The following is a 24,307-nucleotide window of genomic DNA, read 5'->3' as shown; positions in this document are numbered from 1 at the left end:
CGCAATCTCCGCGATGACGGGCGGACCTAGTCATCAAACATCTTCGGCGGCACGAACCCGCCGAACTCGCGCTCGATCAGCTCGGCCAGTCTCAGGGGCGTGCGGTCCTCCAGCCACGGGCCGACGATCTGCACCCCGATCGGTAAGCCGTCCGGCGCGAAGCCCGTGGGGATTGCGGTCGAGGGCAGGCCTGGGAGCGTCGCGATGCCGGGCCAGGCGAGCTGGTCGGTATAGACGTGCTCCTTGCCGTCGATCTTGATCCGGCGCTGTTCCTGGTCCGGCGAATGGTCGTGCGGATAGGCGGCCGTCGGCATCACCGGGCAGATCACCGCGTCGAAGGTCTTGAAAAGCTCGCGCCATTGCGCGCGCAGCCGGGTGCGGCCGGCATTTGCCGCCACCCAGTCGCGATGGCTCAGCGCGATGCCGCGCAGCCGTTCGGCGGCGAGGCTGTTGTCGATTTCCGGCAGCGCCGCCGCGGCCGCCTTGGCGCCGGCATAGACATCGGGCGCAAAACTCGCGGCAAGGAACGACATCAGCATCCGCATATAGAGTCGCGATGACGCCGCGAAATCCGGCAGCAGCGGGCTGCTGCGCGCGATCTTCACGCCTGATTTGGCGAGATTGTCGGCGAGCGTGTTGATGGTCCCCCGCACGGCCGTGTCGGTCGGCAGCACCGGATCGGTGTCGATCACCAGCACGCGGAAATCCTTGAAAGACGTATGCCGCGCGGGCGGCAATTCGAGCCGGTAGGCGATGCCCGCTTCGATCGGATCGGGGCCGGCCATCACGTCGAGCACGAGTGACAGGTCGGTGGCGCTGCGCGCCATCGGGCCGATCACCGAGAGGTCGCGCTCAAACGGCAGTGGCGGCGCCGGCGGTGCGACATGCCCACGCACCGCAACGAGGTTGAAGGTCGGTTTGTGCGCATAGATGCCGCAATGGAACGCCGGCACGCGCAGCGAGCCGCCGATGTCGGAGCCGATCGACAGCGGGCCATAGCCCGCTGCAAGCGCGGCCGACGAACCGCCGGAGGAGCCGCCGGGGGTGCGGCCGAGATCGTAGGGGTTGTTGGTGGTCCCGTAGATGTCGTTGTAGCTCTGCCAGTCGCTGAGCACGACCGGCACATTGGTCTTGCCGAGGACGATGGTGCCGGCGTCCTTTACGCGCGTGACCGGCAGGGCGTCTTCCTTGGCGATGAAATCCTTCTGCGCGGGAATGCCCCAGGTCGTCGGCAGGCCGGCGACGTTGTAGGATTCCTTCACCGTCATGGGCAGGCCGAGCAGCGGCTTGCGCTCGCCGCGTGCCAGCGCGGCGTCCGCCTCGCGCGCGGCGCTGATCGCGCGGTCAAAGTCCCGCACGCAGATCGCGTTGACCTTGCCGTCGTGCCGTTCGATGCGGTTGATTGCGTCCTGCGTGAGCTCGACTGCCGAGACCTTCTTTGCGGTCAACGCGTCCGACAGCTCGACCGCGCTCTTGTAGCTCCATTCCGATTTGGCCAAGGCATGCTCCTGCATTTCACTGACGGGATGATGCGCAGTTTGGCGGAAGGCCGCAACCGCCGTTTGATGGCGATTGATATGTCAGCAGCTGTCATCGCCCGCCCCAGTGCGCAATTGCGCACAAGGCCGGTGATGACACCGAGTGTGACGCGACCTTACGCCGCCCCGATCAATATCCCCACCGCGAGCACGATGGCGCCGCCGAGCACGATCTGGAATACGGCCTGGAGGAATGGTGTGTCCATGTAGCGCGAGCGGATGAACGCGATCGCCCATAGCTCGAAGAACACGACGACGCAGGCGATCGCGGTTGCGATCCAGAACGCGTTGGGCCAGCTGTCGGGCACGAGATAGGGCGCGGTGTGGCCGAGCCCGCCGAGCGTGGTCATCGCGCCGCAGGTGATGCCGCGCAGCCAGGGCGAGCCGCGCCCGGTCAGCGAGCCGTCATCGGACAGCGCTTCGGCAAAGCCCATGCTGATGCCGGCGCCGATCGAGGCGGCAAGGCCGACCAGAAACGTCTGCCAGTTCTGGTGCGTGGCGAAGGCCGCCGCAAACAGCGGCGCCAGGGTCGAGACCGATCCGTCCATCAGGCCGGCGAGGCCCGGCTGCACATATTGCAGCACGAACATCCGCCGCCGCGTGCGATCTTCTTCGGCGCGCACGTCGGGCTTCAGGATCTCGTCGGTGAGTGCGACGGCGCGGTTCTCGTGGTGCTTCTCTTCCTCGGCGAGATCGCCGAGCAGGCGGCGCACGCCGACATCCTCGGCCTGCTCGGCGGCGCGCGCGTAGAAGCGCTCGGCCTCGAGCTCCATGGTCTCGACCTCCTTCCGGATCGTGTCGAGCGGCAGGTTCTTGGTCAGCCAGATCGGGCGCCGGCGCAGAAAGCCTTTGACGTCCTCGCGGCGGATCGGCGGCAGATGCGGGCCGAACCGCTCCTCGTAAAGCTTGAGCAGCCGGTGCCGGTGGCCACGCTCTTCCTCGGCCATCTCCTCGAAGATTTTTGCCGTGTCCGGATAACGCTCGCGCAAATCCTCGGCGAACGTCATGTAGATGCGGCTGTCCTCCTCCTCGGAGGAGATCGCGACCGCAAGCACCTCGCGCTCGGTCAGGTCGGCAAAAGTCTTCACGGCGGCACTGCTATCCAGTTTAGAATAGTTCTAAACTATATAGGGCGCCGTGGTTCCCAGGTCAAATCAGGCCGTGCGGGCCTTTGCGAGGAAGTCGAGCAGCAACCGGCTGACCTCGGCCGGCTGCTCCTGCTGCACCCAATGGCCGGCGCCGTCGACGAGATGGCAGCCGAGCAGCCTGGTGCAGCCCCGGCCCTGCATCGCCTCGAACACGCCGGGGCGCTGATAGGTGCCCCAATCCTGCTTGCCGGAGATGAAGCACGACGGCACGTCGATGCTGCGTCCTGAGAACAGCTGCATCTCCTTGTTGAGCATGCCCGACGTGCCATAGCGGTACCATTGCAGCCCGCCCTGGAATCCGGTGCGGCCATATTCGGCGCTGTAATAAGCAAGGTCGCTGTCCGGCAGCCATCGGTTGGCGGCGATCGCGGCCGGCGAGGGCATCTCTTTCGCGACCGTCTCGGCCATGGTCTCGTTCAGATCCATCACATAGTAGGTCGGCAGTTTCGCCAGTTCATTCGCCGACCACGATTGCAGCGGGTAGGGCTTGTTGTCGGTCCAGTCCGCGCTCTTGTGATGATAATAGGCGCGCAGGAAATCGTGCACACCTTGCGGCGCGTGCTGCATGTCGTCGTTCGCGGGCCGTGTCGAATAGTACCATTGATAGTGCTTGCGCGGCCGTGGCAACGCGGCGAGCCCGCGATGCACGGGATCCTCCACGGCGGGCTTTGCCGGACCATCGACCGTATCGAACGGCAATGTCGGCGCGCCGCCGAACGGCGCACTCATCAGCGTCACCGATCGAAACACGTCGGGCCGGATCAGCGCGCACCACGCTGCGACCGGGCTGCCGAAATCATGCCCGGCAAGATCGACCTGCCTGTAGCCGAACGCCGCCACCAGGGCGAGCACATCGCGCACGAGGTTGAAGAGCGAGAACGGGGTGAGGTCGCCGTCATAATCCGCGGTCCACCCTGTCGTGCGGCCATAGCCGCGCTGGTCCGGCGCGAGCACGTGATAACCCTCGGCAGCCAGCGCCGGCATCACCTTGCGCCAGGAGAAGGCAAGCTCGGGGAAGCCGTGCAGCAAGAGGATGCAGGGCCGCTCCTTGGTCTCGAAGCCGGCTTCCAGCACATGCATCCGCAAGCCGTTGATGCCGTCGACATGACGCGAGCGGATTCCGGCGGGGAGAGGGATGTCGGGGAGTGTTGTCATGGCTTTCTCCACCCGGGAGGAATCGTAGGGTGGGCAAAGCGAAGCGTGCCCACCATAAGGAGTGGTGGGCACGGCGCGCGAGGCGTGCGCCTTTGCCCACCCTACGGCATCTCGGCTAAATCACACCGACTCACACACGAACGCATTACCCTTGCGCTTGATCCTCCCCACCGACGGCGAGGGGAAATGCGCGGTGCAGCACAGTGTGTCGGTGTCGCAATAGCGCTCAAGGACGTTGCGGCGCGTCTTCGCCGCGATGGCCTGATCGACGTCGAACTTCATCGACAGCTCCGGATAGAGCGTCTGCAGCGGCGAATGGATGAGGTCACCGGTGAACACCGCATCGTCCTTGCCGCGCCCCATCGCGAATGCGACATGGCCCGGCGTGTGGCCGGGCGTCGGCACGATGCGGACGTGATCGCCGATCTGATGGTCGTTGCCGACGAGCTCGTGGCGTCCCGCCTCGACCACCGGCAGCACGCTGTCGGCGAAGGGCGGCACCTCGGCCTTCGCGTTCTGCTCGGTCCAGTAATCGAACTCCTGTTTGGCGAAGACGTAGCGCGCCTTGGGGAAGGTCGGCACCCAGCGGCCATTCTCCATCCGCGTGTTCCAGCCGACATGATCGACATGCAGATGCGTGCACATCACGAAGTCGATGTCTTCCACCGAGACGCCCGCGGCGCCGAGCGCGCGCATATAGGTGTCGTCGGTCTTCATGTGCCATTTCGGCCGCTGCGGCCGCGACTTGTCGTTGCCGATGCAGCTGTCGATCAGGATGGTGTGGTGCGGTGTCTTCACCACGTAGGACTGGAAGCACAGGATCAACGTGTCCGCATCGTCCAGCGCCTTGGCATGCCGCATCCACGCGCGGTTCTCGGCCAGGACCTCCGCCGTCAGCCCGGGGATGAACTCCAGCGCTGGAAAGAACGGGGATTCCTGCTCGATGACGCGATGGATCGTGAGATCGCCGACCGAATATTTGAGGCTCATGAGAACTCCCGCGGTTACGGCATGATCCGAACCCGGAGGGCCGCGTCAGCGCAAAGTGTGCAGCGGCTCTCCGAAAAGATCATGCTCAAACTACGCCGGAGGCGGCACCGAGATCTTCACGGAGGGCCGCTCCAGCATCTTCTGATGGAAGGCGTCGAGCTTCGGATAGGCCTTGCGCCAGCCGCAATCGGCGAAGCGGAAATCGGCATAGCCGAGCACGCAAACGAGGCCGATCTGCGAAATGTCGAACGGGCCGTTCAAAACCTCGGGCATGTTCTCGAAGCGCGCCATGCCGGTCCAGGCCCGATTCCAGTGGTCGTCGGACCACGCCTGCCATTGCAGGCCCTGCGGCCGCACCATCTTCTCGTAGCGGCACAGCAGCATGGAATCGAGCATGCCGTTGATCAGCGAATGATTGGTCTTGGCCTTCCAGCGCCGCGGGCCGTAATCCGGGATCAGGCTGCCGCCGGCCATCTCGTTGAGATATTCGACGATCACGTAGGAATCCAGGATGACGTCGCCGTCATTGGTGATCAGCACCGGCAGCTTCTTCAGCGGCGTGATGCGCGAATAGTCCTCATTCGCGGTGCCCGGCGCGACGGTTGCGGGCATCAGCTCGATCTTGTCGATCAGCCCAAGCTCGATCGCGGCGATGCGCACCTTGCGGGCGAAGGGCGAGGCGGCGGAGAAGGAGAGTTTCATGGAAAATAACCTCTATCCAGGCACACAGTCCTCATCCTGAGGAGCGCGCCCTCGGCGCGCGTCTCGAAGGATGGATAACGAGGGAGGGTCTCTCGTCACCCGGCGCGAACGCCGGGCGACCGTGCTTGTGGCGCATCCTTCGAGACGCGCGTTGCGCGCTCCTCAGGATGACGGCGGAGGCCCTTACGCCGCGATGATCTCCTGGCGCTGCTCGCCGAGGCCTTCGATGCCGAGCGACACGACGTCGCCGACATTGAGGAAGGTCGGCGGCTTCATGCCGAGGCCGACGCCGGGCGGGGTGCCCGTGGTGATGATGTCGCCGGGCAGCAGCGTCATGAACTGCGAGACATAGGAGACGCACTTGGCCATCGAGAAGATCATGGTCGCGGTCGAGCCGGTCTGGCGGCGCTGGCCGTTGACGTCGAGCCACATCGACAGGTTCTGCACGTCCTTGATCTCGTCCTTGGTGGCGAGCCACGGCCCGAGCGGGCCGAACGTGTCGTGCGACTTGCCCTTGGTCCACTGTCCCAGGCGCTCGGTCTGGAAGTTGCGCTCGGAGACGTCGTTGCAGACGCAATAGCCGGCGACGTAGTTCAGCGCATCGGCTTCCGAGACGTATTTGGCGCGGGTGCCGATGATGGCGGCGATCTCGACCTCCCAGTCGAGCTTGGTCGAGCCGCGCGGCTTCTCGACCGCATCGTTCGGGCCGGACAGCGAGGTGTTGGCCTTCATGAAGATGATCGGCTCGGTCGGGATCGCCGCGCCGGTCTCCTTGGCGTGGTCGCTGTAGTTGAGCCCGATGGCGACGAATTTCGAGATGCCGGTCACCGGCGAGCCGAAGCGCGGCTTGCCGGAGACGGCGGGCAGCGAGGCGGGATCGAGGCCTGCCAGCTTCTTCAGGCTCTCCGGCGAATAGGTATCGCCCGTGAGGTCCTTCAGATGCGCGGACAGGTCGCGCAGCTGGCCGGATTTGTCGATCAGGCCGGGCTTTTCCGCACCCTTTTCGCCATAACGAACAAGCTTCATTCTCGTTTCTCCCTGGAGATGGACCGATCGGTTAAATAGCTTCATGGAACAGGGCGGCGGGAAATTCAACCGCTCAAACAGCGGTGCATTGCAGCCCCTCCTTGCAGGGTGGGCAAAGGCGCGAAGCGCCGTGCCCACGAGCTGTTTCCAATAGCCCGGACAGGTGGGCACGCGAAGCCTGTCATCGGGCGCGCGTTCGCGCGACCCGGTGGCTCTGCCCACCCTACGATTGCAGCGCCTCGAACCTGAACGCATCTCCCTCGCGCTTGATATGCCCCGCGGAAAAATGCCCGCCGATCACCAGCGTCGGCGTATCGGCAAACCGCCCGAACAATTCGCGCCGCGTTGCGGCCGATTGCGCCTGGTCGGAATCCGCCGTCGAGGACCAATCGAGATGCGCCATCTGGCAGGGATGGTGGGCGACGTCGCCGGTCAGCAGTCCCTGTTCGCCGCCCGACTGGATCAAAATGCTCATATGCCCGGGGCTGTGGCCCGGAGTCGGGATCACGCTGATCTCCTCCGACAGGCGATGATCGCTCGGAATGAGATCGGCTTTGCCGGCATCGACGATCGGCTGCACGGAATCGCCAAATACCGCCGCCTTGTCCGGCTCGGTGGAATGATCGCGCCAGTGCTCGTATTCGGTGCGGCCGAAGACGTAACGCGCGTTCGGGAAGGTCGGCACCCATTTGCCGCCGACCAGCTTCGTATTCCAGCCGACATGATCGACGTGAAGATGCGTGCACAGCACGGTGTCGATGGTCTCAGGCGCAAAGCCCGCTGCCGTCATCGTCTGAAGGAACGGCGTGCTGCGGTTATTCCAGGTCGGGACGCCGCGGCCCTGCTTGTCGTTGCCAAGACCGGTGTCGACCACGATGCGGCGCGTCGGCGTCTCGACCACCAGCGAATGGATCGACATCTTCAGCCGGCCCTCTTCGGTGGCGAAATGCGGGATCAGCCAGGGCAGCTTCCGGATTTCATCATTGCTCGCCAGCGGCAGGATGAAGCGGGTCGAGCCGACCGTCTCCAACTCCACGACCTCAGTGATTCTGACGCTGCCGACCCTCCAGTGCATGCGGTATGCCCCCATTTTCTTGCTTTGGTGCCGAAAGATGCGCATTTTCCGTCACGGAGCGCAATGGATCATCTGTCGTGATGTTGCGTTATCGAGGGGAACCTGGAACCAGCCCAACGATGCGCCCGAGGGGAGCCCATGCCAGAGCTTGCGATTTCCGCCGAGAAGGTCGCCTTCATCATCGAGAAGGCGCGCGAATTCGACGTCAAGGAAGGGGATACCGATCCGGATTCGGGCTCGAATCCGAGCGATGACGATTCGGTTGATGTCCTCGGGGATGACGGCTCCGATCCCGTCGGCAGCGAGCTCGGGAGTTTCATCGCTGCCCTGAACGAGGACGAGCAGGTCGATCTCGTCGCACTGACGTGGCTCGGTCGCGGCGAGGGCACGATCGACGAGTGGGACGATTTGCGCGCCCGCGCCGTGGAGGCGCGGGGCGAATATCGCAGGCCCCGGCACGAGACCGTGCAATATCTGCTCGGCGATCCCATGCTGGGCGATCTGCTCGCGGACGGGCTCGACGAGTTCGGCATCGACTGGACCGACGAGCGTCTCACCGCCGATTCCTCCGATCCCAGCGAGCGCGACGAAGACGAGCCGACGAAGCAGCGGTGATCCGTCTTCGCCTCTCCCCGCTTGCGGGGAGAGGCCGGGATTGCATCGGAGATGCAATCCGGGTGAGGGGGAGTCTCCGCGAGTCCAATCGCTATCGTCTTTGCCGAAGCAGCCCCTCACCCCTCCCCGTAAGAACGGGGAGAGGGAGAGGGCAGATCACAGCGTGCCCGGGAACGCACCGCCATCGAGCAAAATGTTCTGCCCGGTGATGAAGCCGGCCTTGGCGCCGCACAGGAAGGCGCAGGCATAGCCGAACTCGTCGGGCTGGCCGAAGCGCCCCGCGGGATTGAGCTTGGCGCGCTCGGCCAGGATCTGCTCGGCGGAGACGCCGCGCTTGTCGGCTTCGGCCTTGGCGGTGCCGGTCAGGCGATCGGTCTCGAACGGGCCCGGCAACAGGCCGTTGATGGTGACGTTGTTGATCACGGTCTTGCGCGACAGGCCGGCGATGAAGCCGGTGAGACCGGCGCGCGCGCCGTTGGAGAGGCCGAGAATGTCGATCGGCGCCTTCACCGCGGCCGAGGTGATGTTGACGATGCGGCCGAACTTGCGCGCCATCATGCCGTCGACGGTCGCCTTGATCAGCTCGATCGGGGTCAGCATGTTGGCGTCGATCGCCTTGATCCAGTCGTCGCGGGTCCAGTTGCGGAAATCGCCGGGCGGCGGGCCGCCGGCATTGTTGATCAGGATATCGGGCTCGGGGCAGGCCTTCAGCACGGCCTCGCGGCCCGCCGGCGTCGTGATGTCGCCGACGATCTCGGTGACGGTCACATCGGGATAGGCCTTGCGGATCTCGTCGGCCGTCTTCTTCAGCGCTTCGGCGCCGCGCGCGGTCAGCGTGACGTGAACGCCGGCGTCCGCCAGCGAGATGGCGCAAGCGCGGCCGAGGCCCTTGCTGGATGCGCAGACGATGGCGCGGCGACCTTTGATCCCAAGATCCACTGTTTCACTCCCGAAAATAGCACGCAGGTTTTGGATGGCCGCTACTCTAGCCAACTGCGGCGCCGCTGATAAGGGAGAGGCCCGCGTCAAAATGCATGGCGAGGGCCGCGGCGATGCAAACGGGCATGATTCGGAAAAGTGCGTAGCGGTTTTCCGAAAAGATCATGCCCAGACAATAAGCTGGAGCGCGATCTTATCGCGCTCTAGATGCGACGCTCCTGCTTGAGGCGGTCGATCGCGTCGGCGGCCTCGGGCGGCAGCGATTTGAATCCCATCTGCCCGGCCGCCGAGAACAGCGGCCGCAGATGCGAGCCGGCGAGGAAGGGCGGCTGGCGGTTGGCCGGCACGATCTGGTCGAACACGAGAACCAGCGTGGTGGCGACGAGGCCGACCCTGACGGCGCCGAGCGCGGCGCCGCCGAGGCGGTCGCCGATGCCGGCCTCGCCAAGGGTGTCGTTCAGCGCGACGCGGCCGATATGGCCGAGCAGCATGCCGACCACCACGAAGATGGCGAAGAACCAGATCCAGTTCTGGAGCAGCGGCGCGTTGGGATTGCCGGCGATCTGCGGCGCGATCATCGGCATCAGCGCCACCGCCATGGGCGCGGCGAGGAGATAGGCCAGGATGGTCATGGCGCTGCGCAGCAGGCCGGTCCGAAAGCCGAGGCCGACGGCCATGGCAAGCGCCGCATAGACCGCGAGATCGAAACTGTTCATCACTGCGAGCCCCTGCCTCAGGTGGAACGAATGAACGCCGAACCGATCATTCCGGTTTCAGATCGTTAAAATCGTCGGTATTGATGGCTCCAAAGCCCAGGGAAATCGCGCAAGGACAACGTCATGTCAGACCTATTCGACGTCAGTAAAGAAACCATCCTCGTAACAGGCGCGAGCCAGGGGCTGGGGCGGCAGTTTGCCCGGGTGCTGGCGGCACATGGCGCGGCGGTCGCGCTCGCGGCGCGACAGACCGACAAGCTGAGGAGTCTCGAGGAGGAGATCCGCGGCAAGGGCGGCCGCGCAGCTGCGATCGCGCTCGACGTCACCGACACCGCATCGATCGCGAAAGCCGTGGATGACGCGGAATCAGCGCTCGGCCCGGTCACGGTGCTGATCAACAATGCCGGCATCGCCATCGAGAAGCTCGCGACCGAGCAGACCGAGGCCGACTGGGACGCGGTGATCGGCGCCAATCTGAAGGGCGCTTATTTCCTCGCGACCGAAATCGCCCGCCGCATGATTGCGCGCAAGCAGGAAGGCAACATCGTCAACATCGCTTCCGTGCTCGGCACCGGCGTGCTCAAGGCGGTCTCGCCCTATGCCATCTCCAAGGCCGGCATCATCCAGGCGACCAAAGCGATGGCGCTGGAGCTCGCGGGGCAAAACATCCGCATCAACGCGCTCGCGCCCGGCTATATCGATACCGAGATGAACCACGCCTTCTGGTCGACGCCCGCCGGCGAGCGCCTCGCCAAACGCATCCCCCAGCGCCGCGTCGGCGCCGAGTCCGATCTCGACGGCGCGATTTTGCTGCTGGCCTCGAAGGCGTCGCGGTACATGACGGGGAGTGTGGTAACGGTGGACGGCGGGTTCTTGCTGAATTGAGCGTGTCTTCGCCTCTCCCCGCGTGCGGGGAGAGGCCGGAATTTGCGAAAGCAAATTCCGGGTAAGGGGAGTTTCCGCGAGTCGAGCTATCACCGTCCTCGTGGAGACACCCCAACCCTCTCCCCGCAAGCGGGGAGAGGGAGAAGAGCTACCGCACGTCTCCCCGGATCATATCCGCCGCCTTCTCCCCGATCATGATGGTCGGCGCATTGGTGTTGCCGCCGATCAGCGTCGGCATGATCGAGGCATCGACGACGCGCAAACCTTGCACACCGTGCACCTTCAGCTTCGGATCGACCACGGCCATCGCATCCGTGCCCATCTTGCAGGTGCCCACCGGGTGATAGACGGTGTCGACGCGATTGCGCAGGATCGCGCGGATGTCGTCGTCGGTTCGCACGTCGGATGTGAATATGTCCTTCTTCTGCAACGCGCGCAGCGCCGGTGTCTCCATCAGCCGTCGCGTGGTCTTGAAGCCGGCGACCATCGCCTCGAGATCCCAGTCCTCGCCGAGAAAGTTCGGATCGATCATTGGAGCTGCGAGCGGATCGGCGCTTCTCAGCCAGACGCTGCCGCGGCTCTTCGGTCTGAGCAGGCAGACATGGCATGAGAAGCCTGCCTCCTTGTGCTTCTTGCGGCCGTGATCGTCGAGCATCGCGACGACGAAGTGCAGCTGGATGTCCGGCACGTCGAGATGGGCCTGCGTCTTCAAGAAGCCGCCGCACTCGGCGAAATTGGTGGTCATCAGGCCGCGCCGCTCCCTACGGTACCGCTGGATGGCGCGGAGCAAGGATGGCAGCCGGCCAAGCGAGGAGTGAACGAAGTGCGGATAATCGGAGGCGTAGACGAAGACGAAATCCGGATGGTCCTGCAGATTGCGCCCGACCCCCGGCAGGTGATGGGTGACGCCGATGCCGTGCGCGCGAAGCGCCTCGCCATCGCCGACGCCCGACAGCATCAGCAGCTGCGGCGACTGGAAGGCGCCGGCGGCGAGGATCACCTCGCGCCGGGCGCGCAGCTGCTTCTTTTGCTTGCCCTGCACATATTCGATTCCGACCGCGCGCTTGCCCTCGAACAAAATGCGCGTGGCCTGCGCCCCCGTCTCGACGCGCAGATTCGCGCGCTTGTCCATGTGGGGCTGCAGATAGGCGCGCGCCGCGCTCCAGCGCTCGCCATTGTGCTGCGTCACCTGATAGCTGCCGAGCCCTTCATGATCCGCTTCATTGAAGTCGTCGCGGATGCGGAACTGCGCCTCGCGCGCGGCCTGATGGAAGACCTCATGGATCGGATTGTCCGAGCGGAGCCTGTTGACATGCAGCGGGCCACCCTTGCCGTGATACTCGCCGTCGAAATCGCGGTTGTTCTCCGCGCGCTTGAAGTAGGGCAGCACGTCCGCGTACGACCAGCCTGCGTTGCCGAGCTCGGCCCAGTGGTCGTAGTCCCATTTGTGGCCGCGGATGTAGACCATGGCATTGATCGCCGAGGATCCGCCGAGACCCTTGCCGCGCGGCTGATAGCCGATGCGGCCGTTCAATCCCTTCTGCGGCACGGTATCGAAGGCCCAGTTGGCCGCGGGGTAGGGCAAGGCGAGCCCGAACGGCGTGGTGATCCGCCAAGTGTCGTTGCGCCCGCCGGCATCGAGCAACGCCACGGATGTCGCCGCATCCTCCGACAGCCGCCCCGCCACGGCGCAGCCGCCGGAGCCCGCGCCCACGACGACGAAATCGAATATGTCAGTCACCGATGTTTCCCCCTGCGCGCCTTTTTGTAGGCGTCAATCCAGGGCGCGACGAAGTCGCGAACCCGGAATCCATTGGCCCGCAGGTGATGCGGATCGATGGATTCCGGGCTCGCGCAGCACGCGCCCCGGAATGACGGCAGCTTCTCCAGCCGCGCGATCCCGCCGCCATCAGGCGGGGCAGGTCAGCGGGTGGTCCATGGCGTTCCCCCGTTATCTTGTTGCCGCAAGCTGGCCCGTTGTGGAACTTCTGGCAAGAGCGCGCCAAACCGGCCGAAAACCGGCCCACCGCGTTGTCATAAAGTCGAAAAAAACGTCCCGGCGGCCCTTTCCAAAGCCACCCCGCCTTGATACATACGCCCCGCACCCGACGGGCTTTGCCCGGGGTTGCCTTCCAAGGAAGCCTTTGGGACGGACGAGCAAGCCACGCGAACAGCGTCGGCCTTAACCTCACCGTCCCCGGGATTTGCTGAAGGCGCGCAACGGTTTAACGCGGGGTGGAGCAGCCCGGTAGCTCGTCAGGCTCATAACCTGAAGGTCATAGGTTCAAATCCTATCCCCGCAACCACTGATACCGACACTCCCGTAGCTGACGCTGCGGGAGTTTTGGTTTGTGCTGCCTTTTCGGCGTTACGCGCAGAAGTCCAGCTCAGTATTGTGCCCAAATCACCATAGAGGGTGGCGTCGATTTGGCCGCGCTTGGCACCCGGGCGGAGAACGATACGTTCGATCAGGCCACGAAGAGCCTGGGCGGCCTCGGCCCGGTCTTCCGGACGGTTCAAAGCCTCGGTGAGGTGGGCGACCTTCTTGGCGTAGAGTTGCGACGCGCTCGGGAGAGCGTCCGGGGTATCCGCAGGGGCTTCGGCGAGCAGGGCAGAAAGCTCGGCTTTGCGAGCCTCCAGCGCGTCCATCGCTGCGATCATCGAATGCTGGAACATGCCCTCCTTGATCGCTTCGACCATTCCGTGGATTTGTTTTTCTACCTTGGCCAGTTCAGCGCGCCAGGCATTGTCGTGGGCCCGCCGCTCGCGGTTCAGCCGGTTCATCTCCTCGGCATAGGCGAGCGTTGCTTCTGCGATGACGTCTGGCGCCAGCAACCGGTCCTTCAGCCCGCTTAACACGCGTTGTTCGAGTTCGCTCCGCGCCAAAGTACGGCCGTTCGAACAGGACCCGTTGCTGACATGTGCCGAGCAGACGAAGCGATCGGCTCCGCGCAGCGAACATGGGCCATCGCATAAGCCGCAGAGCACAAGTCCCGAGAACAACGACTTTGGGCGGCGAGCACTGTTAAGTCGTTTGTTCGAATGGTGCTCGCGGACAGCTGCTGTCACATTGATGAATCTTTCGGCGATCTCACTTTGCTTGGCTTTCACCAAATCCCAGAGTTCGTCCTCGATGATGCGAAGCTCTGGAACTTTGGTGACGATCCATTCGGCCTCTGGATTGAGACGCGAGATGCGTTTCCCCGTCGAAGGATTCTTAAGGTAATGCAGCCGATTCCAAACGAGGCGTCCCACGTAAAGCTCGTTATTGATGATCCCGGTGCCGCGCTTGACATGGCCTCGGATCGTCGTGTCATTCCACAGCTTGGTTTCAGGGCCGGCTATGCCTTCGGCGTTGAACTTCACGGCGATCGCTCGCGGGCTGATGCCAGCGGCGAAGTCCCGAAAGATGCGCCGGATTACGGCGGCCTGGGCCGGATCGATCTCTCGGTCTCCTCGGATACGATCTCCGCGCTCATCCAGCCGTTTGATAACGCGGTATCCGTAGCAAAGCCCGCCACCTGACTTTCCACCCTCTACCCGACCTCGCAAGCCACGGTGCGTCTTCGCAGCGAGGTCCTTCAGAAATAGAGCATTCATAGTCCCTTTCAGACCGACGTGAAGCTCAGTGATTTCCCCTTCGGCCAAGGTGACGATCGGAACACCGACAAAGCGCAGTTGCTTGAACAGGGTCGCCACGTCCGCTTGGTCGCGGCTGATGCGATCGAGCGCCTCAGCCAGCACGATATCGAACGCACGGCTCTGAGCATCCTGCAACAGGGCTTGGATGCCCGGACGAAGAATCATGCTCGCACCGGAAATTCCGGCATCCTTGTAAGAATTGATGATCGTCCATTTTTCGCGCATCGCGCGCTCTTTGCAAATACGAAATTGGTCTTCGATCGAGGTGTCACGTTGATTGTCAGACGAGTATCGGGCATAGAGCGCAACTCGCGTCATTGACTTGTCCTTGCATTCCACTTGCGTCGGCACATGGCGCCGTGAAAAAAATATCGAATGAACGCGGCATTTATATGCCGTGCACACCCGGATGCGTTTGATGCAAGGAAAGGCATATCGCGGCGCTCTGGAGTGAACTAGAAGACGCTGCGCCGTGTGCGTCTTTGCTCATATCCCATTTGCTGCGTACTCGAGAGATCCAACTACACAATGGCGATGTGCCATGACGCGGCTAGATTGGGGTGGTTTCTTTCTCGGGCGCGGCACAAGGTGATCGACGATCCTTGATATCGTCACGGGCCATTTGTCGTCCGATAAGGCGGGCGAGGCGAAGGATTGCGTGCTCGGAAGGCTTCGCCCGATTGACTGCTTCCGCTTTGGTTGGAAGTCTTAAATTTTCGATTCTCTTGATTTTCAACACTGTGCCTCCGCTGCGGACAGTCAAAACAAAGCATCCGTGGACTTGGAAGTGCGCGAGGACGTCGAGGCGGTTTTCGGATACATCTGCGTATAAGTGGGCCGCTTGGTGCCCATCGGAGCCGAATCCTCGAGCATTGCCTTCGGAAGGCAAGGGTGAGCAGCGCAGACGATCTCTGGGTCACGGCGCATGTACGCGGCGTTTTATCTCAGGCGGCCAAGCGCAACGCGTCGCAAAGGCGCGGCGAAATCGATCCGCTTTCCGGAACGTCATGCACAAGCGTCGACAACTATCACATGAGCTTGCCGCGGGTTGAATTGGACAACATCAACCAGCCTGATGATAGGAGACCCAAGCCTGTCGGCATCGCCTTCTTGAGATCGAGCCAATGGTCGATCCGATCAGCCCAATGCTGCATCAGCCTTGTGCGCGAGACGAAAAGCGCGAGCGGTCCGTCGCCCATTTCAAATTCAGTCGCGCGGCGCGGCAGTCGACGTCGGTCAGATCTGTTTTGGGTTGGTGCCCGCGCCATCGTTCTTGCGGGCCTTTGCTCGTTCCATCGTTCGAACTAACGAAATTCGCCGCTCGTTAATATCCTGATGCCAACAAAAATACCAACAAACTGGATGGCTGAGCCTAATTTATTTACCAGTGTCTTCAACGAGTCTCGAAATGAAAATGCGGAGAAGAGGAATTAGCGGAAGTGGCAGCATTCGGCGATTGCGCTCGCGAGCGCCGCCGCTACGAAAGTACAATACCTTGCTAAAACAGCAAAGGTGACCGGATCGGGGCGTACCAGTTCGTCTACGATGTGACAAGACGTATCCGAGAACAGGAGCGCCTTTCCCGGGCGGAAGAGCAGCTCCGCCAGGGGCAGAAAATGGAAGCGATGGGCCAGTTGACCGGCGGCGCCGCCCACGACTTCAATAACCTGTTGACGCCAATCGTCGGGCCCTCGATGCGTCGCAACGGAGTGGTGTAGGTGGGGAGCGCGAGCAACGGTTGATCGCCGGAGCGATGCAGTCTGCCGAGAGAGCAAAGGCGCTTGTTCAGCGGTTGCTTGCATTCGCACGGCGACAACCACTTCAAGCCAAGCCAACACAGGTGGTGACCTGATTAATGGAATGGCCAACCTGATTGCGAGTACATCCGGTCCGCAGGTCAAGGTGTCGGTCGAGATCGAGAAGGCTTTGCCTTTCGCAAGGTCGATGAAAGCCAGCTTGAGATGGCTCTCCTCAATCTTGCAGTTAATGCACGTGATGCGATGCCTGAGGGTGGTACGTTACGCATCGGGCCCAACACGTTGAGGCAGGACACCGCACCAATTTGAAGCCCGGACGTTACGTCAGGCTATCTGTTGCGGACAACGGAGCCGGCATGGAGATTCGGTGAAGGCTCGGGCCATCGAGCCATTCTTCTCGACCAAGGGGAATCGGAAAGGGAACGGGTCTCGGTTTATCGATGGCTCACGGCCTTGCATTGCCGTTGGGCGGCGCTCTGACCATTCAGAGCCGCCCAGGGCTGGGTACAAATATAGAGATTTGGCTTCCTTCCACCGACGAGCCCGTGCAGGCGGGGAGCCAGCAACCTGCATCGGTGCCGAACGGTGGTTCTCTTGGAACAGTACTTCTCGTCGATGACGAGCCGCTCGTACGTGCAGCAGCCGCGGACATGCTAACGGACCCAGGCTATTCGGTTCTCGAAGGTGCTTCGGCGGAAGAGAAAGACCAGCTTCACAGGACTAGCGAGTTGGGGCACAAGTCACCTTGTGACCTGGGATCACGAACCCAGGCTATCGGGAAAACTTGGCACGCCCTCCCTCGTTCCGCACCCAGAATACGGCCCTGGCTCGTCGGGCATAGAGGTATCGATCGGGCCCCTCCGCCAAGTTCCGTTGGCAAGTCAGCTTCCTCGGGCCATCGCAGTCGCTCGCATGGCATGGTCAAGCCTGCCCGAGGGGCGCCTCGGCGACGTCCAGCAGTGCACCGAGGCCTTGCCGCAAGCGGCGCGTGGCGACGTTCTCGGTCGACAGACCAAAAGCCACGAGAGAACGTCCGATCACCGCGTAAGTCTGTCCGAATTCGAATGCAGGCATCTGCGTTTCCGGCTGATTGGTATCGACCAGCCCTAACCAAGTTCTTCCATCCGCGACGGCCGGCAAGGTGAAGTTCACGACATCATAATGCGCATTGTAGACCAGCAGCATGGTCGCGTCCGAGCCGCGGCGCTTGATCCCGGTCTCCTGTGCACGTCCGTCGAGTAGCATGCCAAAGCATCTGGCGTTGGCGTCCTGCCATTGCTCTGTGGTCATCTCCTCGCCGGATGGCGAGAGCCATGTGACGTCCTTGACGTCGAGCTCTTCATTGTGGGAGCCCACCAGGAAGCGGCTGCGATAGAGGATCGGGAAGGCCTTGCGCGTAGCGATCAGCTTGCGTGCGAATTCACGAAGGCTGCGGCCGTTTGCCGTGATACCCATCCAATCGAGCCACGTGGTCTCATTATCCTGTGCATAGGCATTGTTGTTGCCGTTCTGAGTGTGTCCAAATTCGTCACCGGCGAGCAACATCGGCGTGCCGTGGGACAGCAGCATTGTTGCGAGCAGGTTCCGCTTCTGGCGTTCGCGCAGCGCAGTGATCTCGGGATCGTCGGTCGGACCCTCGGTCCCGCAATTCCAGGAATGATTATTGCTGTGACCGTCGCGATTGTCCTCGCCGTTCGCCTCGTTGTGCTTATCGTTGTATGAAACGAGATCGTTGAGGTTGAAGCCGTCATGGGCGGTGACGAAGTTGACGCTGGCCCAGGGGCGGCGTCCGCGTTTGTTGAACAGGTCGCCGGAGCCCGACACGCGCTTGGCGAAGTCCGCGATCGATCCTTCGTCGCCCTTCCAGAAGGCGCGGACCGTGTCCCTGAACTTGTCATTCCATTCGGCCCATCCCGGCGGGAACTGTCCGACTTGATAACCGCCCGGGCCGATGTCCCACGGCTCTGCGATCAGCTTGACGCCGGACAGCACCGGATCCTGACGGCAAGCGTCGAGGAAGCCGCCGCCCTCGTCGAAGCCATAGGGCTCCCGCGCCAGGATGGTGGCGAGGTCGAAGCGAAAGCCGTCGACTCGCATCTCGGTTGCCCAATAGCGCAAGGAATCCGCAACCAGCTGCAATACCCGCGGATGGGACAGGTTCACCGTATTTCCGGTGCCGGTATCGTTGATGTAGTAGCGCTTCTGGTCCGGCAGCAGGCGGTAATAGCTGGCGTTGTCGATGCCCTTGAACGACAGCGTGGGCCCGAGTTCGTTGCCTTCGGCGGTGTGATTGTAGACAACGTCCAGAATGACTTCGATGCCGTGGGCGTGGAACTGGTTCACCATTTCTTTGAATTCGTTCGCGAATGGCGTCTTCAAGTAGCGCGGCTCAGGCGCGAAGAACGCGATGGAATTATAACCCCAGTAGTTGCGAAGGCCTTTCTCGACAAGGTAGCTGTCGTCGACGAAGGCATGGATCGGCAACAGCTCCGCGCTGGTGATGCCGAGCGAGCGCAGATAGCCGGGGATTTCAGAATGCGCGAGCCCCGAGAAGGTGCCGCGGTCTGCCTCCGGCACTAGCGGGTGCAGCTGGGTAAAGCCCTTCACGTGCATCTCGTAGACGATCGTCCGTTCCCACGGCACTTCGGGCTTGCGCGCCGCGCCCCAGGTGAAGGCGGGATCGATGACGCGACACTTCTGCATCAGCGGCGCGCTATTGCGCTCGTCATAGGAGAGGTCCTTGTCGGCGTGATCGAGCTGGTAGCCGAACAGCTCGGGTCCCCAGCGCAGTTGCCCGACCAACTGCTTGGCGTAGGGATCGAGCAGGAGCTTGTTGGGATTGAAGCGGTGACCGGCGTCAGGCTCGTAAGGACCGTGGACGCGATAGCCGTAGACGGTGCCGGGACGGGCCGAGGGCAGATAGCCGTGCCAGACCTCGTCGGTAAATTCCGGCAGCTCAATGCGCTCGAGTTCGGTTTCACCCGCGTCGTCGAACAGGCAGAGCTCGACCTTGGTGGCGTGGGCCGAGAATAGCGCGAAGTTGACGCCAAGGCCGTCCCAGGTAGCGCCAAGCGGAAACGGCTTGCCTTCGGTGATCCGCGAGCGGCGCAGGCTCGCCGCCGCCCGCGTCAGGGCGTCGTCTGATCGCGCTTCTTGGTCCATGTATGCCCCCGATAAAAATCCGGTTAGGATGTCGGCGCTGATGCGGGTATCTCGGCCGCGGCCTGCTCGATGGCCACAGCTGAGGCGATCACTGCCGCGGGAGGCACGTGAGCCGGCTTGGCCAGCGCGTTGGCCCGCTGTTTGGCGGCTTCCTTGCTGATCGCGGCGATCGAGTTTCCAATCCGCCCGACGATGGCGGTCAGCTCGGCATCGGAAAGGCCAAGACGTTTTCTGACGAGCCGCATCTGAACGCGATCGGTCAGGTCGAGCTTGTTGCGGATGGGCTTAGGGATCGAGCGGCGCATGGCGGCTACTCCTGTGTGTTGTCGTAACCGCCGCTCGCGCGTTCCGTTCCGACACGGACTAAGGATCTCGAGCCAGCGGCGACGGCAGCTATTTCCAACTCGGCAGACGGTATCGGCATCCGGATTGCGCTCTTGCTTTCCAGCGTCGCGAGAACGTCCAGCTGCGATGTTTGCCGAAGGGCCGGTAACCGGCGATAGGCGGCCAAATAGTCGCTCGCCATCCGCTCCGCCGTGAAGCGTTGTTCGAACCGTTTGCGGATCGCCGCTCGATCCAATGTCCCGGCTGCGTTGGCCGCCGCGATCGCCTCCTCGACAGAGTTCACGACGAATCCGCTGAGGCCGTGGTCGATGACCTCCGGCACTGAGCCGTGGGAAAGCGCAACCACTGGCGTGCCGCAAGCCATCGCCTCGATCATGACGAGACCGAAGGGCTCAGGCCAGCAGATCGGAAAGAGCAGCGCGCGCGCATTGCCGAGGAAGTCGGCTTTCTGGAGCTCATTGATCTCGCCAATGAACTCGACGTTTGGATGAGCCGCGACCATCGGCGCGATCACCTGATCCCAATAGCGCTGATCTGCGGCATCGATCTTGGCGGCCATCTTCAGGGGAACGCCGGTCTTGGCAGCGATCTCGATGGCCTTGTCCGGTCCTTTTTGGGGGGAGATGCGTCCAAGGAACGCAAAATAGTCCCCGGACGGCGCTGGCCGATAGGAGAGGATGTTCTCGGGCAATCCATGAAGCACGGTGCCAAGCCAGTTGACCGGTGGCATTGGGCGGCGTTGTGCGTCCGAAATCGAGACCACGGGAGGCTCAGGGAAGGCCAAGTAAAACGGCTTCAGATCGGGTAGATCGAGCCGCCCATGCAATGTCGTGACGATCCGGTCCGCATAGCGCCGCATCAAGGGATAATGCAGATGATCGATATGGAAGTGCAGGACGTCGAATTCGTTCGCTCGCCTTGCAACTTGGTCCAGCATCATGACGTGGTATGGCGTCATATCCTTCACGGAAGGATCCAGCCGCAGGGCCATCTTCGAGCACGGCACCAGCTCCGCAGATGTGACGGAGTCACCGCTTGCGAACAGGGTGACCTCATGGCCCTGGCGGACCAGCTCTTCGGTCAAATACGAGACGATGCGCTCGGTGCCGCCGTAGAGCCGTGGCGGGCAGCTCTCCGCAAGCGGAGCGATTTGAGCGATTTTCATGGTCCGTGCTCGATATCTTCTAGATCGATGATCGGTAGAGATCCGCGTATGACTTGGCCGACTGCCTCCAGCTGAAGGCCTGCGCCATGGCGGCCCTGCGCATTTGGTCGAGGCGGTCCTTCATGCCGAAAGTAGAGAATGCTCGGCAAAGACTGCCGAGAAAGCCCGGCGCCGATGCACGATCGAACAGGAAGCCGGTCTCGCCGTCGACGATAGTCTCGGCAAGACCGCCGGTGCGATGGCCGATCGGCAAAGAGCCGAAGCGCTGGGCATACATCTGGCTCAGTCCGCAAGGCTCGAAGCGCGAAGGCATCAGCGTGAAGTCGCTGCCAGCGAAGATCTTCCGCGCCTCGGCATCGTCGAAGCCGATCTTGACGGCAATCGACTGCGGGGCTCGTGCCTGTGCCTGGAGCAGGGCTTCCTCGAAGCGGGGCTCGCCCTTGCCCGTGACGACGATCTGGCCGCCGGCATCGACGATCGCTTGCGCGCTGTCGATCACGAGGTCGACGCCCTTCTGATGAACGAGACGCGCGACGAGGGCGAACAGCGGGCCGCGACAGACCGCGAGGCCGAACTGATCCCTGACATCGTCGGCGTTCAGCGAGCGCTCGGCCCAATCGCCAGCCCCGAACGGCTGGAGCAGCGACGAACAGGTCCGCGGGTCCCAACTCTCGTCGATACCGTTCAGGATGCCGGACAGCTGGTTGCGGTCAGCCCTTTGCTTAAGGAGCCCTTCGAGGCCGCACCCGAATTCCGCGGTCGTGATCTCCCGCGCATAGGTCTGGCTGACCGTCGTCAGGTGCGAGGCATAGACGAGGCCCGCCTTAATGAAGGACAGGCGATTGTAGAATTCGACACCGTCGATGTTGAAGCTGGTCTCGGGAATTCCGAGCGGAGCCAGCGAGCTGCGGTCGAAGACCCCTTGATAGGCGAGATTGTGGATGGTGAAGACGGTCGGAATGTGCGCGTAGTGCCATTCGAGATAGCCCGGGATCAGCGCACATTGCCAGTCGTTGGCGTGAACCAGGTCGGCCGACCATTCCTTGTCGACCAATCCCCTGGCGAGCTGGGCGGCGGCATAGGAGAATGTGGCGAACCGTACATTATTGTCGGCCCAATCCGCCCCGCGGCCATCGGCATAGGGCGTGCCGTCCCGCTCGTACAGCTCCGGACAGCGCACGACGTAATATGTCAGGCCGTCCGTGGTATGGCCGAGATCGACCTCGAAGGCGGGCAGGGCTGCGTAGGACGGGCATCTACCCACGGCCTTGAGGTCACTCATGCCGCGCAAGACCGCCGGATAGCCTGGGATGATGACGCGTACGTCAGCAAAATCGCGTAGGGCACGCGGCAAAGCCGCAGAGACGGCGGCCAGACCGCCTACTTGTATGAAGTCTGATACTTCGGGCGTGGCGAACAGAATCCGCATCGCTATGCCCAGCCGCGGGAAAAATTGTGGCCTTTGCCAACCATCTTTTGCATTCCGGGAGCGCTTCCTCAGCAAAACGCTGTCCCTAAATCCCGCGACGCCAGCAATGGTTCCTAAGGCTGCGACACGTCCGGGTCTTCAGATCGCCGGCTAAGGCGATCCGCATGAGAAGCGATGTCGATCCCAAAGTACCTATGGGGTCAGCCGCCGGCGTCGATGAGGGGTGCCGTTCCAAAGCCGAGGGCATCGTTAGATTGGCGGCTTTGCTTCGAGATTCGGCGATCGCATCGAGCGAACTCGTCCTTCATGCGTAAGCATCCGGTGAGGACCGCGTAGCGGTCACTCAGGCTGCTTGGTTGACTTGCTTATTTCGGTCGCGCCAATTCCAGGGCAAAAGTTCGTCGAGCCGTTGTACGGGATGTGCAGCGATGCGTGCCAGGACGTCGGCGAGCCAAGCTTGTGGATCCACGTCGTTCATTTTGGCTGTGACGATCAGGCTGTACATCATCGCGGCACGGTCGCCGCCGCGGTCGGAGCCACAGAACAGCCAAGACTTCCGCCCCAGGGCGATGCCGCGCAGGGCTCGCTCGGCGGCGTTGTTCGACAGGCAGATGCGGCCATCGTCGAGGAAGCGGGTAAACGCATCCCAGCGCTTGAGCATGTAGTCCATCGCCTTGGCAACGTCGTTGCGCCGGGAGAGCTTGGCGCGTTGTTCACGCATCCAGACTTTCAGATCGGCCATCAGCGGCGCGCTCAGCTCCTGGCGGACGGCCCGGCGCCGTTCGGGCGTCTCGCCGTTGATGCCTCGCTCGATCTCGAACAAGGCGTCGATCCGACGGACTGCTTCCAGTGCCAGAGGCGAGATCACCGCTGGCTTTTTGCCTTGTACCTTGCGGCGCGCATTCTCCGCCAGATCAGCCATCACGAAGAACGGTCGTCGGGCATGGACCCAACACGCCGCTTCCAGGATCGGACCTACGTTGCGGCTCGGGTCGTAAAGCTTGCCATAGCCGCCATAGGCATCGGCCTGGAAGATGCCGTTGTAGCCGGCCAGATGGGCCTGGGGATGCTCGCCCGCGCGATCGCGCGAGTAATAAAACACTGCTCCCGGCGGGGCCTGCCCGCCAAAAGGCTTGTCGTCGCGTACATAGACCCAGATGCGGCCGGTGTCGGTCTTGCCTTTGGCCAGGACCGGCACCGTCGTGTCATCCCCGTGCAATCGCTCGGCACTCAGCACATGGGCCTCGAGGCGCCGGAACAAGGGCGTCAGCGCAACAGTGCAGCCACCAACCTGGTCGGCGAGGGTCGACAGGCTGATCGGCACGCCTTCCTTGCCATAGCGTTCGGCCTGACGGTTCAGCGGCTGGTGCTGGCCGAACTTCTCGAACAGCACCATCGCCAGTAAGCTGGGGCCGGCCCAACCACGGTCGATGACGTGGAACGGCGCCGGGGACTGGCTGATCTTCTCGCAATCACGGCAGCTGAACTTCTCCCGGACGTGCTGGATCACCTTCCAGGACTTCGGGATCACCTCCAGCGTCTCGGTGATGTCCTCCCCGAGCTTGGACAACCTCGCTCCGCCGCAGCAGGCGCACGCCACAGGTCCCGGCACGAGCACCCGCTCGCGAGGCAGATGGTCCGGGAACGGCTGGCGCGACGGCCTCTTGCGCGTGAACGAGGCCACCTTCGTCGTCTTGGCCGCGGCCATTTCGGCAGCGAGTTCGTCCTCAGTCGCTGAGGCCTCGAGCTCCTCCAGCGTCAGTTCGAGCTGATCCAGCAGCCTTGCGGTACGCTCCGAGCGAGGGCCATAACGATCACGGTTCAGCTTTTCGATCTGCAGCTTCAGGTGAGCGATCAGAGCATGGTCGTCGGACTGCTGGGCGCGAACGCTGGCGAGTTCGGCGCGCGTCGCCAGCAACGCCGCTTGCAGCGCCTCAATGTCTTCCGGCAGCTTCTGGGGACCGTCACCCATGCACCGATGGAATCACAAAAGCGACGATTTGGCGTGCGCTTTTTGC

General features: G+C 62.9%; 19 protein-coding genes, 1 tRNA gene and 1 pseudogene. 5 read left to right on the top strand and 16 right to left on the bottom strand.

The window, feature by feature from the left end:
- Positions 1-26: 26 nt before the first annotated feature.
- From WN72_RS44045 to WN72_RS44015, 7 genes are all read right to left on the bottom strand, one after another.
- Positions 27-1,499, bottom strand: a complete 1,473-nt coding sequence (locus WN72_RS44045) for an amidase (RefSeq protein WP_092219720.1) — start codon at positions 1,497-1,499, stop codon at positions 27-29.
- Positions 1,500-1,654: 155 nt separating this feature from the next.
- Complete coding sequence (mbfA, locus tag WN72_RS44040) at positions 1,655-2,626, bottom strand: iron exporter MbfA (protein ID WP_092219673.1); 972 nt, start codon at positions 2,624-2,626, stop codon at positions 1,655-1,657.
- Between the two features lie 66 nt (positions 2,627-2,692).
- Positions 2,693-3,841: an alpha/beta hydrolase gene (locus tag WN72_RS44035; protein WP_167381134.1), complete on the bottom strand. Its 1,149-nt coding sequence runs from the start codon at positions 3,839-3,841 to the stop codon at positions 2,693-2,695.
- Positions 3,842-3,961: 120 nt separating this feature from the next.
- Entirely contained in the window at positions 3,962-4,831 is an 870-nt protein-coding gene (locus WN72_RS44030; RefSeq protein WP_092219669.1) for an MBL fold metallo-hydrolase, read from the bottom strand.
- Between the two features lie 90 nt (positions 4,832-4,921).
- Positions 4,922-5,533, bottom strand: a complete 612-nt coding sequence (locus tag WN72_RS44025) for a glutathione S-transferase family protein (protein WP_027562061.1) — start codon at positions 5,531-5,533, stop codon at positions 4,922-4,924.
- Positions 5,534-5,716: 183 nt separating this feature from the next.
- Positions 5,717-6,559 (bottom strand): fumarylacetoacetate hydrolase family protein, encoded by an 843-nt coding sequence (locus tag WN72_RS44020; protein WP_092219667.1) that lies wholly within the window; start codon positions 6,557-6,559, stop codon positions 5,717-5,719.
- Between the two features lie 223 nt (positions 6,560-6,782).
- Positions 6,783-7,634: an MBL fold metallo-hydrolase gene (locus WN72_RS44015; RefSeq protein WP_027562063.1), complete on the bottom strand. Its 852-nt coding sequence runs from the start codon at positions 7,632-7,634 to the stop codon at positions 6,783-6,785.
- A 138-nt stretch (positions 7,635-7,772) separates the two neighbouring features.
- Between WN72_RS44015 and WN72_RS44010 the strand changes: the two genes are divergently transcribed.
- On the top strand, positions 7,773-8,249 hold the full coding sequence (locus tag WN72_RS44010) for a DUF3775 domain-containing protein (RefSeq protein ID WP_027562064.1): 477 nt from the start codon (positions 7,773-7,775) through the stop codon (positions 8,247-8,249).
- A gap of 156 nt (positions 8,250-8,405) precedes the next feature.
- On the opposite strand, the gene WN72_RS44005 is transcribed toward WN72_RS44010, so the two are convergent.
- Positions 8,406-9,188: an SDR family oxidoreductase gene (locus WN72_RS44005; RefSeq protein ID WP_027562065.1), complete on the bottom strand. Its 783-nt coding sequence runs from the start codon at positions 9,186-9,188 to the stop codon at positions 8,406-8,408.
- Between the two features lie 203 nt (positions 9,189-9,391).
- Positions 9,392-9,904 carry a CvpA family protein gene (locus WN72_RS44000; protein WP_027562066.1) on the bottom strand — a complete coding sequence of 171 codons (513 nt, stop codon included), beginning with the start codon at positions 9,902-9,904 and terminating at the stop codon, positions 9,392-9,394.
- A 123-nt stretch (positions 9,905-10,027) separates the two neighbouring features.
- Between WN72_RS44000 and WN72_RS43995 the strand changes: the two genes are divergently transcribed.
- On the top strand, positions 10,028-10,789 hold the full coding sequence (locus WN72_RS43995) for an SDR family oxidoreductase (RefSeq protein WP_027562067.1): 762 nt from the start codon (positions 10,028-10,030) through the stop codon (positions 10,787-10,789).
- 148 nt (positions 10,790-10,937) lie between these two features.
- On the opposite strand, the gene WN72_RS43990 is transcribed toward WN72_RS43995, so the two are convergent.
- The gene (locus WN72_RS43990) at positions 10,938-12,530 is read right to left on the bottom strand and encodes a GMC family oxidoreductase (RefSeq protein WP_027562068.1); all 1,593 of its coding nucleotides are present in this window, start codon (positions 12,528-12,530) and stop codon (positions 10,938-10,940) included.
- A gap of 488 nt (positions 12,531-13,018) precedes the next feature.
- Between WN72_RS43990 and WN72_RS43985 the strand changes: the two genes are divergently transcribed.
- Both WN72_RS43985 and WN72_RS47420 read left to right on the top strand, forming a co-directional pair.
- Positions 13,019-13,095: transfer RNA gene (locus WN72_RS43985), tRNA-Met, on the top strand.
- A 121-nt stretch (positions 13,096-13,216) separates the two neighbouring features.
- On the top strand, positions 13,217-13,645 hold the full coding sequence (locus WN72_RS47420) for a hypothetical protein (RefSeq protein WP_244553966.1): 429 nt from the start codon (positions 13,217-13,219) through the stop codon (positions 13,643-13,645).
- Between the two features lie 48 nt (positions 13,646-13,693).
- On the opposite strand, the pseudogene WN72_RS47415 reads toward WN72_RS47420, so the two are convergent.
- Positions 13,694-14,749: pseudogene (locus WN72_RS47415) on the bottom strand (recombinase family protein); the annotation flags it as partial.
- A 573-nt stretch (positions 14,750-15,322) separates the two neighbouring features.
- Here WN72_RS47415 and WN72_RS43975 point away from each other — a divergent pair.
- Positions 15,323-15,739 (top strand): hypothetical protein, encoded by a 417-nt coding sequence (locus tag WN72_RS43975; RefSeq protein ID WP_167381133.1) that lies wholly within the window; start codon positions 15,323-15,325, stop codon positions 15,737-15,739.
- Positions 15,740-17,109: 1,370 nt separating this feature from the next.
- On the opposite strand, the gene glgX is transcribed toward WN72_RS43975, so the two are convergent.
- The 5 genes from glgX to tnpC form a co-directional block, all read right to left on the bottom strand.
- A complete protein-coding gene (gene glgX / locus WN72_RS43970) occupies positions 17,110-19,350 on the bottom strand; it encodes a glycogen debranching protein GlgX (protein WP_092219665.1) in 2,241 nt (746 codons plus the stop codon).
- Positions 19,351-19,373: 23 nt separating this feature from the next.
- Positions 19,374-19,655: a DUF3606 domain-containing protein gene (locus WN72_RS43965; RefSeq protein ID WP_092219663.1), complete on the bottom strand. Its 282-nt coding sequence runs from the start codon at positions 19,653-19,655 to the stop codon at positions 19,374-19,376.
- 5 nt (positions 19,656-19,660) lie between these two features.
- The gene (locus tag WN72_RS43960; RefSeq protein ID WP_092219661.1) at positions 19,661-20,860 is read right to left on the bottom strand and encodes a glycosyltransferase family 4 protein; all 1,200 of its coding nucleotides are present in this window, start codon (positions 20,858-20,860) and stop codon (positions 19,661-19,663) included.
- Positions 20,861-20,879: 19 nt separating this feature from the next.
- Positions 20,880-22,289: a glycogen synthase GlgA gene (glgA, locus tag WN72_RS43955; RefSeq protein ID WP_092219659.1), complete on the bottom strand. Its 1,410-nt coding sequence runs from the start codon at positions 22,287-22,289 to the stop codon at positions 20,880-20,882.
- A gap of 343 nt (positions 22,290-22,632) precedes the next feature.
- Positions 22,633-24,261 carry an IS66 family transposase gene (gene tnpC / locus WN72_RS43950; protein WP_194482923.1) on the bottom strand — a complete coding sequence of 543 codons (1,629 nt, stop codon included), beginning with the start codon at positions 24,259-24,261 and terminating at the stop codon, positions 22,633-22,635.
- Positions 24,262-24,307: the final 46 nt, after the last annotated feature.

It is taken from the genome of Bradyrhizobium arachidis (genome assembly GCF_015291705.1).
Classification (GTDB): Bacteria; Pseudomonadota; Alphaproteobacteria; order Rhizobiales; family Xanthobacteraceae; genus Bradyrhizobium; species Bradyrhizobium arachidis.
This window is presented reverse-complemented; position numbering and strand designations above follow the sequence as displayed.